We start from the raw sequence: 13,165 nt of genomic DNA, 5'->3' as shown, positions 1-13,165 counted from the left end.
AATCTCGCCATGGCTAAAACACTCGACCTCGAACGCATCTTGCATAAACAAGGCTTTGGCACACGCAAAATGTGCCGCATTCTAATTGTAAATGAAGAAGTGACGGTGAACGGCACCATGTGTGACGACCCCGATGCCAAGTTTCCGCTGGAGAACTTGCATTACACGGTACAAGGCGAAGCGTGGGAATATCGCGAGCACAGCTATTTAATGATGCACAAGCCCGCGCATTATGAATGCACCCACAAAACGCAATTCCACCCGACCATTTACACCCTATTGCCCGCACCGCTGGTCGAGCGCGACGTGCAATGCATTGGTCGGCTTGACGAGGACACCACCGGACTGATCCTGATTTCGGACGATGGTCAATTCATCCACAAAGTCAGTTCGCCCAAGCACCATGTGCCCAAAGTCTATGAGGTCACGTGTAAACATCCGCTGGATGATGCACATATTGAAGCCTTGCTGGCCGGGGTAAAACTGGCTGATGAAGACCAGACAATCGCGGCGCTGGAGGTTGCCCGTATTACGCCACTCGTTTTACATATGACACTGGCAGAAGGCAAATACCATCAGGTCAAACGGATGATAGCGGCTATCAGTAACCGTGTTGAAGCACTCAAGCGCATTCGCATCGGCACCATTGCTTTGCCCGCTGACCTGCAACCAGGGCAGTGGCGCTGGTTAAGCAGCGAAGAGTTGGCAAGTCTAAAATAGAGCCCTGCATATGCTTGTACACACGCGCAAATATGGCCAATGCCTAACCGCACTGATGATTTAAAAATTAAACCATGTATCCTGCACGCTCACCATTCGTTATTTAACGCAAGCCGCTCGTTTGCCGGATACCGCATAATAGCAACACCCAGCCACTGTTTTGAGTGTGCAGAATGCATGATAAGGACAACGCATGACCTGGTTAGTACTGATTATTGCCGGCCTGTTTGAAACAGCCTGGGCGATTGGACTCAAATATACCGAGGGTTTCAGCCGGTTTTGGCCTTCATTCTGGACCATCGTCGCCATGGTGATCAGCGTATGGTTGCTCGGGCTGTGTGTGAGAACTCTGCCAGTGGGCACCGCTTACGCGGTATGGGTAGGCATAGGCGCGGTAGGCACCGTATTGCTGGGCATGTGGCTATTTGACGAGTCGACTTCGCCCTTGCGTATTGTCAGCCTGCTCTTGATTATTGCTGGCATTATTGGCCTGAAGCTGGCCAGTAGTCACTGAATCAGGCGTTGACTTCAATGCTGGCTAACGCCTGGCGGTGCTCAGGCAACCAGAAGCATGACCACAGAAAACAAAGAAAACCGCGTATAATGCATTTCACCCTGCGTTAAACCAATCGCCGCAGCGGCTACTCTTTAATCTATCAATGGCGGGTGCATGATGTGTGACACGCATTCACCTGCCAGGCGCCTGTTAGTCCCGATTGGTGTTGCCGCATGGCAACAGACCAACACCCCATGATCCTAATGCCGTACATCATTGCGCTATCAAAGCCACGATGTACGACCGAAAGCTGACCTTATTTTGTCTACAGAAAACACGACACCCGGTATTTCATTCACTGATTTAAACCTGAGCGCGCCATTGCTGCGCGCCATTACCGAAGCTGGCTACACGACACCGACACCGATACAAGCACAAGCCATTCCTTACGTCTTGCGTGGGGGTGATTTGCTGGCCGGTGCCCAAACTGGCACTGGCAAAACTGCAGGCTTTACCCTGCCGATTTTACACATCCTTTCGGGCTCTCCGCTGGCTAACCAGGGCAAAGGCAAACCACGCTGCCTGATACTTTCGCCCACGCGTGAGCTGGCCGCACAAATTGGTGAATCCGTCACCACCTATGGCAAATATCTGCCCATTAAAAGCATGGTGGTATTTGGCGGCGTGGGCATCAACCCGCAAATTAACCGTTTAAGCAAGCCAATCGATATTCTGGTCGCCACCCCAGGCCGCTTGCTGGACCTGGTGGAACAAAAAGTCCTCGACTTGTCAGGCATTGAGATTCTGGTGCTGGATGAAGCTGACCGCATGCTGGATATGGGTTTTATCCACGATATTAAAAAAATTCTGGCCAAACTACCCAAGCAACGCCAGAACCTGCTGTTTTCAGCCACATTCTCCGATGAAATCAAACAACTGGCAGATACCCTGCTCAACAAACCCGATCTGGTGGAAGTGGCACGACGCAACACCTCCAATGCATTGATCGAACAAAGCGTGCATATGGTGTCTCAGTCGCTCAAACGTGATTTGCTCAGCCATTTGATCCGCAGCCGCCAGTGGCAGCAAGTGCTGATTTTTACCCGCACCAAACATGGGGCCAATCGGCTTGCAGAAAAACTGGTCAAAGATGGTATCACTGCCATGGCTATCCATGGCAACAAAAGCCAGAATGCACGAACGCAAGCGCTCGCCGAATTCAAGTCAGGCGGCATCACTGCGCTGGTTGCTACCGACATTGCCGCACGCGGCCTGGATATTGATCAACTGCCGCAAGTGGTTAATTTTGAACTGCCGAATGTGCCTGAAGACTATGTACACCGAATTGGTCGAACCGGCAGAGCGGGCAGCACTGGCGCTGCCATTTCGCTGGTTGACCGTGAAGAACTCAAGCTGCTGAAAGACATTGAAAAGCTCATCAAACTTGAAATCAACAAGGTACACGTGGCTGACTTTACCCCACCGACCCATGTTGAAGCGGATCCTGACAGACCGCCGCGTGCGCCCAACCAGGGCAGACAAGGCAATCATGGCAAAGCGGCACAGGGCAAAGCCGTTAATGCGCACCAGAACCGTCAAGGCAAGCCATCTGCGCGTGCGGGGTCACCGGCTGCCGCAAGCACGGCATCTGCTCCACGCCAGCCACAGCAAGGGCGGACACAACCGAATCAGCCTCAATCCAGACCATCCTCACCGCAACCAGCCGCATCAGCCAATCATACGCCGCCATCCGGCGCGCGTGGAGCACCGGCAAAAGGTGCCCTGTTTAGCCCCAGGCCCGCTGCACATCAGACTAAACCACGTGGCCAGAGCTCAGGAAATCGCTGATGCAAATCTGGGTGGATGCCGATGCTTGCCCTGTGGTGATTAAGGAAATTATTTTCAGGGCAGCGCAGCGAACATCCACACTCACCACATTGGTTGCCAATCAGTTGATGTATGTACCGCCCTCACCTTATTTGCGCGCCATGCAAATCGCTCAAGGAGCGGATGTCGCTGACCGTACCATCGTTGCTCTACTCAATCAGGGAGATCTGGTTATCACAGCAGATATCCCGCTGGCGGCACAAGTCATCGAAAAAAAAGCGTATGCCTTGAATCCAAGAGGCGATTTTTACTCGTCTGAAAATATTCAAGAACGTTTGTCCATGCGCGATTTGATGACCGAGTTGCGGGCTGCGGGCATCGAAACCCCTGGCCCTGGCCCTCTTCAACTTGGCGACCGACAACTGTTTGCTGGTCAACTGGATCGCTTTCTAGCCCGTCACATTGTCCCTGAAAAGCAATAAGCGGTTGCAGTTTGCGCTGAACACATAGTGATACGTGCAAGAGATTCAAGGCAGGCAAGCTTCGATATGGGTGCCTCTAATCATTCAAATTGCTAAGCTAGCCTTGTCACGATTAAAAAATTTAGCCGCTGCATATAGTTGATATGTAAGGAGAAGTTTCTGCGCGTACATGTCAGCGGTAAATTGCCGATAAAAACCATCTCAGGATAGGGGTTCACGCGCGCTCAAACTATTCCAAATAATCAATACCAAGACAATTAAATTCGTGTTAATATTTGCCGCGCATCGCTTATTCCTTATAAGCACGCAATTTTCCAGGTCAGCCAAGTGCTGGCTTTTTTTTGCCTGATGTATAGTCATATCAAGAAGTGCTGTTTTTACAATGCATTCGCTACACATCCATTGCGCGCTACTCCGACCAGCATTTGGCTAATTGCGCTGATATTTTACTATCTTGTTATTGGAGCACTGAGTTTGCAGAGACCTGAAATACCTGAAAATGAAAAAAGTCGCTTACATGCACTCCGTTCGCTAGACATTCTGGATACCTGTTCTGAAGAGCGTTTTGACCGTTTGACACGCATCGCTATGCGTATGTTTAATGTACCAGTCGCCTTGGTCAGTCTGGTGGATGAAAACCGCCAATGGTTCAAATCCGGCATGGGGCTATCGGTCGGCGAAACAGCGCGTGACATCTCATTCTGCGGGCATGCCATACTTGGAGACGATACACTCGTTATCCCGGATACCCTGGCAGACGTGCGTTTTTCTGACAATCCGCTCGTCACAGGCAAGCCGCATATCCGCTTTTATGCTGGCAGGCCAATATGTACCATGCAGGGATTTAAAATCGGCACGCTGTGCCTGATTGATCATCAACCAAGAGTTTTTAATAGCCAAGACTTGCAAGACTTGAATGATCTGGCACAGATGGTCGAAGGTGAACTGACAGCGATTGAATTAGCCGCCATCGATGAGTTAACCCAACTGAGTAATCGACGTAGCTTCATTATGCTGGCGGAGAAATACCTGAGCTACTTTACCAGGCACCATATACCAGCAACGCTGATTTTCATGGACCTGAATCAGTTCAAAACCATCAACGATACTTATGGACACGATGAGGGAGACCGCGCCTTGCAAACGTTTGCTCAGGCGATGAAGAAAATAGGCCGCAATTCGGATATTTTTGCCAGACTTGGTGGAGACGAATTTGTCATCCTGCTCGCCAATACAACTATCAAAGAAGCAGATATTTATATTCAGCGCTTAAGCCATCGCCTGATCACACTGAAAGCTGAAAAAGAGCAGCCTTATGATATTCTGTTTGCTCCAGGAGTCGTTGAATTCAAACCTGAACAACCTGAAAATATTGAACAACTCATCATGGCTGGAGATACCGTTATGTATCAGTTAAAAAAATCAATGCCATGTTAAGCCCGTAATAAAGCGCGGTGAATATTTTGTCCATGTTCGCCTGCATTTAACCCGTTATCAATGTTGATCTTTCTAACCGATGAACTTGCCCACAAACGTCACTATGCACTTCGTAAAAATTGCGTATATTTCAGCAACTAAACGCTTCATTATTGCACTAATATCGCTGGTGAGCATCGCCGCATTGAGTGCATGCACAAAGCCTATGCCGCCGCATGCCGAGCAAAGCATCATCAACAGCTTTGACCCACAGCAATATATTGGGACCTGGTATGAAATTGCTCGACTGGATAACCGTTTTGAAAAAGGCTTGGAACAGGTTACTGCCAATTACAGCATTGAGGCAGACGGCACATTAAAGGTCATTAACCGTGGCTTTAACCCAACCACGGAAAAATGGAGTGAAGCAATTGGCAAAGCCAAATTTGTAGAGCCTCCCAATCCTGATGGCAGCCGAACCGGACGGCTTAAGGTGTCATTCTTTGGGCCATTTTACGGCGAATACAACCTCTTGGAAATCGACAAACCCTACTACAATTACGCACTTGTAAGCAGTGGTAATGATTACCTGTGGATACTTTCGCGTACTCCGCAACTGACTTATCCGATCAAACAACACCTGATGGCTAAAGCCAAAGAACTCGGCTATGCCACGGACCAACTACTCTTCATCAAACAAGCCAACCAGGTTGAGTACGAATCCGGTCGACACGTGATGCCTCAGCATCCCTAACACTTGGCTGGTCGAGGTACTGGAAGGGCGCAACCCTTCCTGCTCTGTTCAATTTAGTTGCGTTGTGTCTGCTTCAGCAGGTGTATGCTCCATTACCGGGTCAATACCAGAAGGCACCGTTGCAGACACGTTGCTGTTACCGTCGGTCTGACTGTCATAGCGCAAATCTCCCAACACGGCATAGACGCCTTCGGAATGCATTGCAAGACGTGCAACGATATCGGCCTGCTGCTTGGATGCCACTTCCCCACTTAACTTCACAACACCTTCGGTATCAGAATCAATAGTGATAGTTGAAGCATCTATGCCATGACTCTCCAAAGTGGTTTTAACGTTACTGACAACAGTATCGGTAGGCAAAAAGTGATACTGCGCATCACTTGCGGCCAGAACATCGGTGTTAACGGACATCAATGCGGCGATCATGGTAAACCCGACGACATAATGGTTAATCTTTTTCATGATGTTTCCTTTCAGTTTAACGATAGAATTTAACTCTGCAGACTTAACCAAGTGTTTAATTTGTGTTTAACCTCTACACAGTCTCTTACATGGCATGAGGTGCATTACAGAATCGTATAGTCGAGAGCCTGAAAACTGCTTGCAACACTGTTATGTGATACAACTCCCGGCGAATTTCCATTCTCTCTGGTAATAAAAAAAGCAAGCCACGACAATGGGAGAAAGTGTGGCTTGCGAGGGGGTGTTTTTGCTAGCCTTTTACTACAATAGCGTTTTTAACGGACTTAACCCCTGCAACACCGGCCACTAACTGTTCGGCCTTGCTTTTCAAGGTGGGGTCAGCCACAAAACCACTGATCAGAACCTCACCCTGATGGGTTTCCACACTGATTTTAAGGGACTTTAGTGACTCTTCTTCCATCAAACGTGCTTTGACTTTAGTGGTAATCCAGCTATCAGACATGGTAGTCTTGAATGCTTTCTGGCCCGTCTGGGTTTTCAGTTCGGCATATTCCTCATAATTCAGACTACCATCCTTGTCACTATCAAATGCTTTAAAATCTTGTTGTTTTAATGCCTTGTCTGACTTTGCCTCAGACCAATTAAGAGTCTGATTAGCATTTTTATCGAGTGCGTTGAATTCGCTCAAGAATGGTTTATCTCCATTCTGCACTTCATCAAGATCGAATGCGAATGCATTCAATGTGATGGTGGTAATTAACAGACCTCCAAAGATTGCCGCTTGTTTAAGTGTTGTCATTGTCATTTGCGTCTCCTTTTTATACGCTCTGAATCACATAACATTTATGTTGTCATGTGGGATTCATGGTAGCGGAGGGAGAGAAACAGGACAGTCGTCTAATTGCTGAAAGTCATGTCAGAATATGACTACAGCGACTAAAGACGGGAAAAGCCCAAGGGGCTACAAAGGCTCGCTGTCACTCTTGAGATAAGGCAGCAATACCCGAGTGCTGGCACCATGCTGCGGGGAACTGGAAATTTCATAATGGCCGCCGATAGACTCCACGCGGTTAGACATGCCACTGATACCATTTGTTGTATTAGTCAGGTTGTTCGGATCAAACCCTAACCCATTGTCAGCGACTTCAAGCTTGATATGCTGATCGTCATGCATCAAATGCACAGACACACGAGTGGCCTTTGCATACTTACTACAATTATTCAGACTTTCTTGAACAATACGGTAAATAATCAGCCCAACTGTCTCGTTAATCATCATTTCCTGCTCAGGAAAAATAATATCCATTTGCCACTGATTGCGGACTGCAGCTTCATCAATCAGGTTTTGTAACGAAGCAATCAAACCAAAGCTTTTAATCATGGCCGGATGCAGATTCTGTACAATCTCCCGCTTGAAGTTAATACTGCGATCAACATACTGATTGGTCTTTTTAAGTTTTTCAGTCACCTGCGGCAGCTGATCTTTCAAATTCTTGATCGCCCATGACAAGTCCATTTTAATCGCAGTCAACAACGAACCCAACTCATCATGCAACTCTCTGGAGAGCTTATAGCGCTCACGTTCAATATTGGTTTGCGCCTGCAAGGCCTGGCGCTGCAACTTGGTCTTCAAGCTATAAATATTGCGTTCATATTCAGTATTTTCATTGGACAGTCGTGCATGTAATTTGTCTTTCTCCGCCAACTCTCTTAACAAGCGGCGAATCACCATGACTACAAGTGAAACAAATATCAAAGGACATGCCATCACACACCAGCGGGTAATCCGCCGCGCGTCGTTACGGCTTTCAGCTAACTCAAAACGCAGTTGTGTAGCCTGTTGTTCGAATCGCTTGGATAATGCCTCAATATTGCGACTTTCCTTGATGCCCGTATCCAGCCTGACCACTGCCAGCGCTTTATCAAACTGATGTTTTTTGGCTAAATCTATACACACGCTCATTTCGGCAGACTTTTTTGAAATGCTGCTGGCAAACTCATTCATAGTTGACTGCATTTCTTGATACTCAACCAGACTGGTCTTGGTTAGAATTGCATCAATCGCCTGCAAATGGCGGCTGATCTGACTGGTTGCCTCATCATAAGGCTTAAAATACTCATCTGAACGGGTCAGCAAGTAGCCACGCTGAGCACTTTCTGCAATGGCCAACCTGGCACGAATTTGCCAAGTTTCTACGAACAGGCTATCCAGTGAAGACAAGGCATCTGTTTTTTCGCGTGTGTTAATAATCAGCCTGTCATTCAGCACCAGCATGCTGGCAGCCAGCACCAGACTCACTGCCAGTAACACGACAGTATTTCCGCCAAACGTATCTGTGATACGCTCCAGCCGATCGAACAGGTTTATGAGTGAAATTTTGATTTTTTGCATACACGTCAATTTTAATTAAAGTATGCATTGGACGAAATGCATTACGCTTTACTATTTGTCATCATAACGGTCTCGCTCCATATCAGCAAATGCAAGAAGCCTGCTGAATGAGCAATCCTATTGTAAGATAATTCTGACTTGCATATCGGCTCTTGGCTGATAGGATAAGCAGGCGCTCCCCCTTATGATGTATCCATGCCGAGTAGATAGATCAAGCGATACATCATCACGTTATCCCAATCACCGGGCTCATTGTTAAAGTGTCTCGCAAGATTGCCTACTCATTTGAAAGTCACACTCATCAAGGAGTTCACTATGTTTAATTTTTCAAAAGACAATATCGAACACACTACAGATCGCTTGGCTCAGAAATCTGATCAGGCAATTCAAGAGCTCGCTTCACAGGTAAAAAGTACTGCAAACGAGTTGCTGGATGCCGTACATGATACGACTGAAGAAACACAAGACAAAGCCAAGACGCTTATTCGCAGTCTGAAAAGCAACATTGATCGACTGGCGAACGATGAAACATCTGAGTCGATTGTTGCAGATATCTCCTCTCGTGCGTCTCGCGTGAAAGACCAGGTACAAGAAGAAGTCTCAGAAACTTATCAAACCATCAAAAACAAAACTGTCGATACCGTGCAACAACATCCGTTGGGCACTGTTCTTGTAGCCGCTGGCGCAGGTTTACTGATAGGATACCTGTTGGGTAGCAAGCGCCGTGAATAAGCAAGGAACACTATGTGGGTAAATGTCCTCAAATTTTTGACTCTAATATTCTTAAACCGCAAATTGCACACATTTACCAATAATTTGCGGCACTTGCGCAGTCAGGTTGCCGACTATGCAGAGGACCGGGGCGAGCTGTTAAAGCAGGATTTTATGGCGGAAATTGAGCGCATGGCTACCAGCGTTATTGGTGTGCTGGTAGTTTTCTCTATGTTTATTTTTACTGGTTTACTTGGGCTGATGTGGTTATTCTCATTGCTATGGGAGCACCCGCATCGCACATTAATTCTCGGTCTGGCGATGCTGCTGCCAACGTTAATCGGGATCGTAATATTTTTTGCAGTACGCGGATTGTGGAAGCAAAAGCCATTATTTGCCAGCTCACTGGAGCTGATTGGTCAGGATTGGCAACTATTCCGAAATGAACTGGCGCCAAAAACAGATGCGTCAGCTGATACAGAAGCCTCTGAAGCTGCCACAACAGCACCGCGCAATGGTGCGCATGGCACTGAAACATCCACCCCGACATAACAACTTAAATAAAGACATGAAAAAAATTCTTTTAGTAGATGACCATAGAATTGTACGTGATGGCTTGCGCAACCTGATTGAACTGGAATCTGACTTGCAAGTAGCAGGTGAAGCCAGTTCAGGGTCCGAAGCCATCCGTCTGGTGCGCGAGCACGATTACGATGCCATGGTACTGGACATTTCAATGCCAGATAAAAACGGTGTGGATACCTTGCATGAATTGAAGCATGTTGCGCCTGAATTGCCTGTACTGGTGTTGAGCGGCTATTCGGAAGATCAGTATGCATTGAATTTGATGCGCAATGGATGCAAAGGTTATTTATCCAAAAATGCCGATTCAGATGAAATTATCAAGGCTATTCGCACCATTGCCAGCGGAAAACGCTATATTTCGGCGGAGTTGGCGGAGTTAATGACTCATGAGCTCAGCCACCCTTCGGAAAAACAATTGCATGAAACATTGTCTGAGCGTGAGTTTCAGGTTTTTGTAAAATTGGCAGCTGGGCAGACCCCTACGGCCATCGCTGATGAGCTGTTTATCAGCATCAAGACGGTGAGTACCTACCGTAGCAGAATCTTGGAAAAAATGGCGATGAAGTCGAATGCCGACTTAACTTATTACGCGATCAAATATGGTTTGCTTACTTAAAGACCAATGATGTCAATCGTCAACCAACAGCGAGAGAGCATCGCCGAGGACTCTTTTCAGGGACAGCAAAACCTCGATCATTTTATACAAATACTCTTGGAAATTGATTTAATTAGCCATGTATAGATTATTGTTAGTTGAAGACTCTGCACTGATACGCGATGTTATCGTGGAAATGCTGCATGACTGCGACCATCTGGCAATCAAGGATATTGCCACAACCAGTGCCGAAGCCATCGATTTACTCGATCATGAACAATATGACATGGTCGTGCTGGATATTGAGCTGGCGCAAGGCACCGGCTTTGATGTGGTACGTCATACCAGACAGCAATCCTATCCCTTCAGGGTGCCTGACATCGTCATGCTCACCAACCATGGCAACAGCTATTATCGTAATCTGGCACGCGATATGGGTGTTGAGTATTTTTTTGACAAGTCACTGCAATTTGACGAATGCATTGATGTGATTCAGCAGCATGCCAGTCAATTAAACTAGCAGACTTTCTGCCCTGCCTGATTCATACTCAATGCGCTTAAGTACTGGAGCTTTATGACTATTCAAACATGGGAATGGCTCAGTTATGTGGTCACGGTGGTAGGTTTGCCACTCGCTATCATCACGTTTGTCATGGAACAACGCAAAGAGCGTGAAAATGAAGACGAAGAAGTGTACCAACTCCTGGCAGATAACTACACTGACTTTTTGAAGCTGGTAATGACAAATCCTGACTTGCAGCTACGCTCGCAATCTACCACGCAACAGTTGACCGCGGAACAGGAAGAGCGCAAGCAAGTGTTGTTTGAAATTCTGATTTCACTGTTTGAGCGTGCTTATTTGCTGACTTATGACACAGACATGCGCGGCAAGCGCTTACGGCGCTGGATGTCATGGGAGGATTACATGCGTGAATGGTGCAAGCGTGAGGATTTTCGCACCATGCTGCCACGGCTACTGGTAGGTGAAGATGCAGATTTCGTCCACTACATTTCACACATCGCCAGCGCCGCGGCGGAAGCTAGCGTTTCAACGGTGTCATCTTGAATCCGGCCTGACGAAACGCATCGATCAGGCCATGCTTGCCAGCCAGGTGTGCGGCACCCACCGCCACAAATACCTTGCCTTCCCGTGCCTTGGCAATACTGCGCTCGGCCATCACCAGGTTACGCTCATCCAGCAGCTTGACTCGCATGCGCTGCCATAAGTTTCCTGGCAACATGCCACCGGTAATTTTGTCGTCCATCCCCGCGACTTTATCCGCATCTCCAGACAGATAAGCGGCCATCAGCTTTTCAAAGTCGGTTTCTTTCTGTGTCTGGCTACGTTTCAATACCGCACGCAACATCACCAGTTGATCATCAATACTGAAACTGTCCATCACACCAAAATGTTCTTGTGGCGCCTCCAGCCCAGCCACTTCTTTATCCATTTCCTCGGCCTTGGTTTTGAGCAGGTAATCCTGAGCAAAAGGGGTTTGCGGTTTTGGCAAGTCGAATACCACCGCCAGCAACCACGGTTTCATCTGCATGGCCGCACCGAGATGCATGACATGAAAGTCTGCCAGATCACGCACTTTTTCAAACTCCTGATTGGTCAAATACTGCGCAAGATTTCCGTTCGGCAACATAAATAATCCAGGATCCCGATTTTCAGTCACTTCCATCATAAAGGTATCCGAGTTTTGCAAGGCCTGAATGACTTGTGGTGAGAAGTCTGTAACCCGATTGTCATCCGTATGCATAGTGCCAAACAAGTAGCTAACCATCCCCTCAGGTGACTCTACTTGCCAAAACAGGCTTTTGTCGGCGGCCTGCACTCCGGACACCCACAAAAAAAGACCGAAAATAAAAAGTAAGGTCACGCGCATAATATTTTCCATCAGGATTAAAAAGGTTGATCATGACAACAATGACCATGCATGCTCACTATTTGTTCACAGATGCCTTCAGTGTGCTTGTTGCGTTTTAGCACTTACCAAAATTTAATTATTAAAAATTAACAAAAAATATGTCAGCACTTCAGTCATCTGCGTAAGATACCTTATCACAATTTCTCACCGTCCCGCCCGCGATGCGCGGCGCGTTTGCCACTGCTTAGTAAAAATATTCAGGGAGGCTGCCATGAGTTTCAAACTTTTCACCAGCGACATCTTGTTTTTTCAACGTGTCTTGCGCGCTGAAGGCTTGTATCTGGGAAAGCTGGATGGCGACTGGGGGCCAAAAACAGAAAAAGCGGTCAACCAGTTTCTTGAAAAAAGTGATCAGATTAAACATCAGTTTGGCATGTTTGATGTTCGCACCGAGGCCTGCATTGCCACACTGGCGACCTTGGCACAGCAACAAGCAAGAATCTGTATCCGGCACATGCTTGATCGCGGGCTTATCGCCCGGATTATTTCTGGCACCCGTACTTATGAAGAACAAAACATCCTTTACCGTAAAGGCCGCTTCAGCAATCCGGGACCACGTGTCACCAATGCACGTGGCGGGGAAAGCAATCACAATTTTGGCGTTGCATGGGATATCGGTTTGTTTACAGCCACTGGCGGCTACCTTGCAGATGGCATCCAGTACACACAGGCAGGCCAGGCCGGAAAGTCTGCCCAGACCGAGTGGGGTGGCGAATGGACAAAGTTTGTCGATAAACCACATTACCAACTGCGCCTGCCGTTGCCCGTATCTGAACTGCGCAAACGCTTTGAAGAAGGTAGTTTGCACTATCAAGACTTGCTACGGAGATAGC

The 13,165-nt window shown here is 47.5% G+C and carries 16 protein-coding genes; 12 read left to right on the top strand and 4 right to left on the bottom strand.

Features of this window, described 5'->3' with window-relative positions:
- Nucleotides 1-9: 9 nt before the first annotated feature.
- The 6 genes from Q9291_RS10630 (at nt 10) to Q9291_RS10605 (ending at nt 5,695) form a co-directional block, all read left to right on the top strand.
- Nucleotides 10-720, top strand: a complete 711-nt coding sequence (locus tag Q9291_RS10630) for a pseudouridine synthase (RefSeq protein ID WP_306390026.1) — start codon at nt 10-12, stop codon at nt 718-720.
- A 193-nt stretch (nt 721-913) separates the two neighbouring features.
- Complete coding sequence (gene sugE, locus Q9291_RS10625) at nt 914-1,234, top strand: quaternary ammonium compound efflux SMR transporter SugE (RefSeq protein WP_306390025.1); 321 nt, start codon at nt 914-916, stop codon at nt 1,232-1,234.
- A gap of 303 nt (nt 1,235-1,537) precedes the next feature.
- Nucleotides 1,538-3,064, top strand: a complete 1,527-nt coding sequence (locus tag Q9291_RS10620) for a DEAD/DEAH box helicase (RefSeq protein ID WP_306390024.1) — start codon at nt 1,538-1,540, stop codon at nt 3,062-3,064.
- Nucleotides 3,064-3,525: a YaiI/YqxD family protein gene (locus Q9291_RS10615; protein ID WP_306390023.1), complete on the top strand. Its 462-nt coding sequence runs from the start codon at nt 3,064-3,066 to the stop codon at nt 3,523-3,525. The genes Q9291_RS10620 and Q9291_RS10615 overlap by 1 nt, the downstream gene beginning before the upstream one ends.
- Nucleotides 3,526-3,999: 474 nt before the next feature.
- A complete protein-coding gene (locus tag Q9291_RS10610) occupies nt 4,000-4,962 on the top strand; it encodes a GGDEF domain-containing protein (RefSeq protein WP_306390022.1) in 963 nt (320 codons plus the stop codon).
- A 205-nt stretch (nt 4,963-5,167) separates the two neighbouring features.
- Nucleotides 5,168-5,695, top strand: coding sequence for a lipocalin family protein (locus Q9291_RS10605; protein WP_306390021.1), 528 nt, complete (start codon nt 5,168-5,170; stop codon nt 5,693-5,695).
- Nucleotides 5,696-5,743: 48 nt separating this feature from the next.
- Here the strand turns inward: Q9291_RS10605 and Q9291_RS10600 are convergent, their stop codons facing one another.
- The 3 genes from Q9291_RS10600 to Q9291_RS10590 all read right to left on the bottom strand — a co-directional run bounded on the left by Q9291_RS10600 (nt 5,744) and on the right by Q9291_RS10590 (nt 8,510).
- Nucleotides 5,744-6,157, bottom strand: a complete 414-nt coding sequence (locus Q9291_RS10600) for a BON domain-containing protein (protein WP_306390020.1) — start codon at nt 6,155-6,157, stop codon at nt 5,744-5,746.
- Nucleotides 6,158-6,407: 250 nt separating this feature from the next.
- The gene (locus tag Q9291_RS10595; RefSeq protein WP_306390019.1) at nt 6,408-6,923 is read right to left on the bottom strand and encodes a BON domain-containing protein; all 516 of its coding nucleotides are present in this window, start codon (nt 6,921-6,923) and stop codon (nt 6,408-6,410) included.
- A gap of 156 nt (nt 6,924-7,079) precedes the next feature.
- On the bottom strand, nt 7,080-8,510 hold the full coding sequence (locus Q9291_RS10590; protein ID WP_306390018.1) for a CHASE3 domain-containing protein: 1,431 nt from the start codon (nt 8,508-8,510) through the stop codon (nt 7,080-7,082).
- A gap of 315 nt (nt 8,511-8,825) precedes the next feature.
- Here Q9291_RS10590 and Q9291_RS10585 point away from each other — a divergent pair, with 315 nt between their 5' ends.
- The 5 genes from Q9291_RS10585 (at nt 8,826) to Q9291_RS10565 (ending at nt 11,467) form a co-directional block, all read left to right on the top strand.
- Complete coding sequence (locus Q9291_RS10585; protein WP_306390017.1) at nt 8,826-9,242, top strand: ElaB/YgaM/YqjD family protein; 417 nt, start codon at nt 8,826-8,828, stop codon at nt 9,240-9,242.
- Nucleotides 9,243-9,335: 93 nt separating this feature from the next.
- Complete coding sequence (locus Q9291_RS10580; protein WP_306390016.1) at nt 9,336-9,773, top strand: phage holin family protein; 438 nt, start codon at nt 9,336-9,338, stop codon at nt 9,771-9,773.
- A gap of 16 nt (nt 9,774-9,789) precedes the next feature.
- Nucleotides 9,790-10,422, top strand: coding sequence for a response regulator (locus Q9291_RS10575; RefSeq protein ID WP_306390015.1), 633 nt, complete (start codon nt 9,790-9,792; stop codon nt 10,420-10,422).
- Nucleotides 10,423-10,540: 118 nt separating this feature from the next.
- Nucleotides 10,541-10,921, top strand: coding sequence for a response regulator (locus Q9291_RS10570; RefSeq protein ID WP_306390014.1), 381 nt, complete (start codon nt 10,541-10,543; stop codon nt 10,919-10,921).
- Between the two features lie 54 nt (nt 10,922-10,975).
- On the top strand, nt 10,976-11,467 hold the full coding sequence (locus Q9291_RS10565; protein WP_306390013.1) for a hypothetical protein: 492 nt from the start codon (nt 10,976-10,978) through the stop codon (nt 11,465-11,467).
- Here Q9291_RS10565 and Q9291_RS10560 read toward each other — a convergent pair.
- Nucleotides 11,442-12,290, bottom strand: a complete 849-nt coding sequence (locus tag Q9291_RS10560) for a TraB/GumN family protein (protein WP_306390012.1) — start codon at nt 12,288-12,290, stop codon at nt 11,442-11,444. The genes Q9291_RS10565 and Q9291_RS10560 overlap by 26 nt on opposite strands.
- Before the next feature lie 253 nt (nt 12,291-12,543).
- Between Q9291_RS10560 and Q9291_RS10555 the strand changes: the two genes are divergently transcribed.
- Nucleotides 12,544-13,164, top strand: a complete 621-nt coding sequence (locus Q9291_RS10555; protein WP_306390011.1) for a M15 family metallopeptidase — start codon at nt 12,544-12,546, stop codon at nt 13,162-13,164.
- Nucleotide 13,165: the final 1 nt, after the last annotated feature.

This window comes from Methylophilus aquaticus, from assembly GCF_030769565.1.
Taxonomy (GTDB): Bacteria; Pseudomonadota; Gammaproteobacteria; order Burkholderiales; family Methylophilaceae; genus Methylophilus; species Methylophilus aquaticus.
This window is presented reverse-complemented; position numbering and strand designations above follow the sequence as displayed.

Bases quoted from the DNA above. Each gene is read 5' to 3' on its own strand.
- Q9291_RS10595 (WP_306390019.1), bottom strand. From the start codon at position 6,923: ATGACAATGACAACACTTAAACAAGCGGCAATCTTTGGAGGTCTGTTA.
- Q9291_RS10570 (WP_306390014.1), top strand. From the start codon at position 10,541: ATGTATAGATTATTGTTAGTTGAAGACTCTGCACTGATACGCGATGTT.
- Q9291_RS10600 (WP_306390020.1), bottom strand. From the start codon at position 6,157: ATGAAAAAGATTAACCATTATGTCGTCGGGTTTACCATGATCGCCGCA.
- Q9291_RS10585 (WP_306390017.1), top strand. From the start codon at position 8,826: ATGTTTAATTTTTCAAAAGACAATATCGAACACACTACAGATCGCTTG.
- sugE (WP_306390025.1), top strand. From the start codon at position 914: ATGACCTGGTTAGTACTGATTATTGCCGGCCTGTTTGAAACAGCCTGG.
- Q9291_RS10630 (WP_306390026.1), top strand. From the start codon at position 10: ATGGCTAAAACACTCGACCTCGAACGCATCTTGCATAAACAAGGCTTT.
- Q9291_RS10555 (WP_306390011.1), top strand. From the start codon at position 12,544: ATGAGTTTCAAACTTTTCACCAGCGACATCTTGTTTTTTCAACGTGTC.
- Q9291_RS10560 (WP_306390012.1), bottom strand. From the start codon at position 12,290: ATGCGCGTGACCTTACTTTTTATTTTCGGTCTTTTTTTGTGGGTGTCC.
- Q9291_RS10575 (WP_306390015.1), top strand. From the start codon at position 9,790: ATGAAAAAAATTCTTTTAGTAGATGACCATAGAATTGTACGTGATGGC.
- Q9291_RS10590 (WP_306390018.1), bottom strand. From the start codon at position 8,510: ATGCAAAAAATCAAAATTTCACTCATAAACCTGTTCGATCGGCTGGAG.
- Q9291_RS10605 (WP_306390021.1), top strand. From the start codon at position 5,168: ATGCCGCCGCATGCCGAGCAAAGCATCATCAACAGCTTTGACCCACAG.
- Q9291_RS10565 (WP_306390013.1), top strand. From the start codon at position 10,976: ATGACTATTCAAACATGGGAATGGCTCAGTTATGTGGTCACGGTGGTA.
- Q9291_RS10615 (WP_306390023.1), top strand. From the start codon at position 3,064: ATGCAAATCTGGGTGGATGCCGATGCTTGCCCTGTGGTGATTAAGGAA.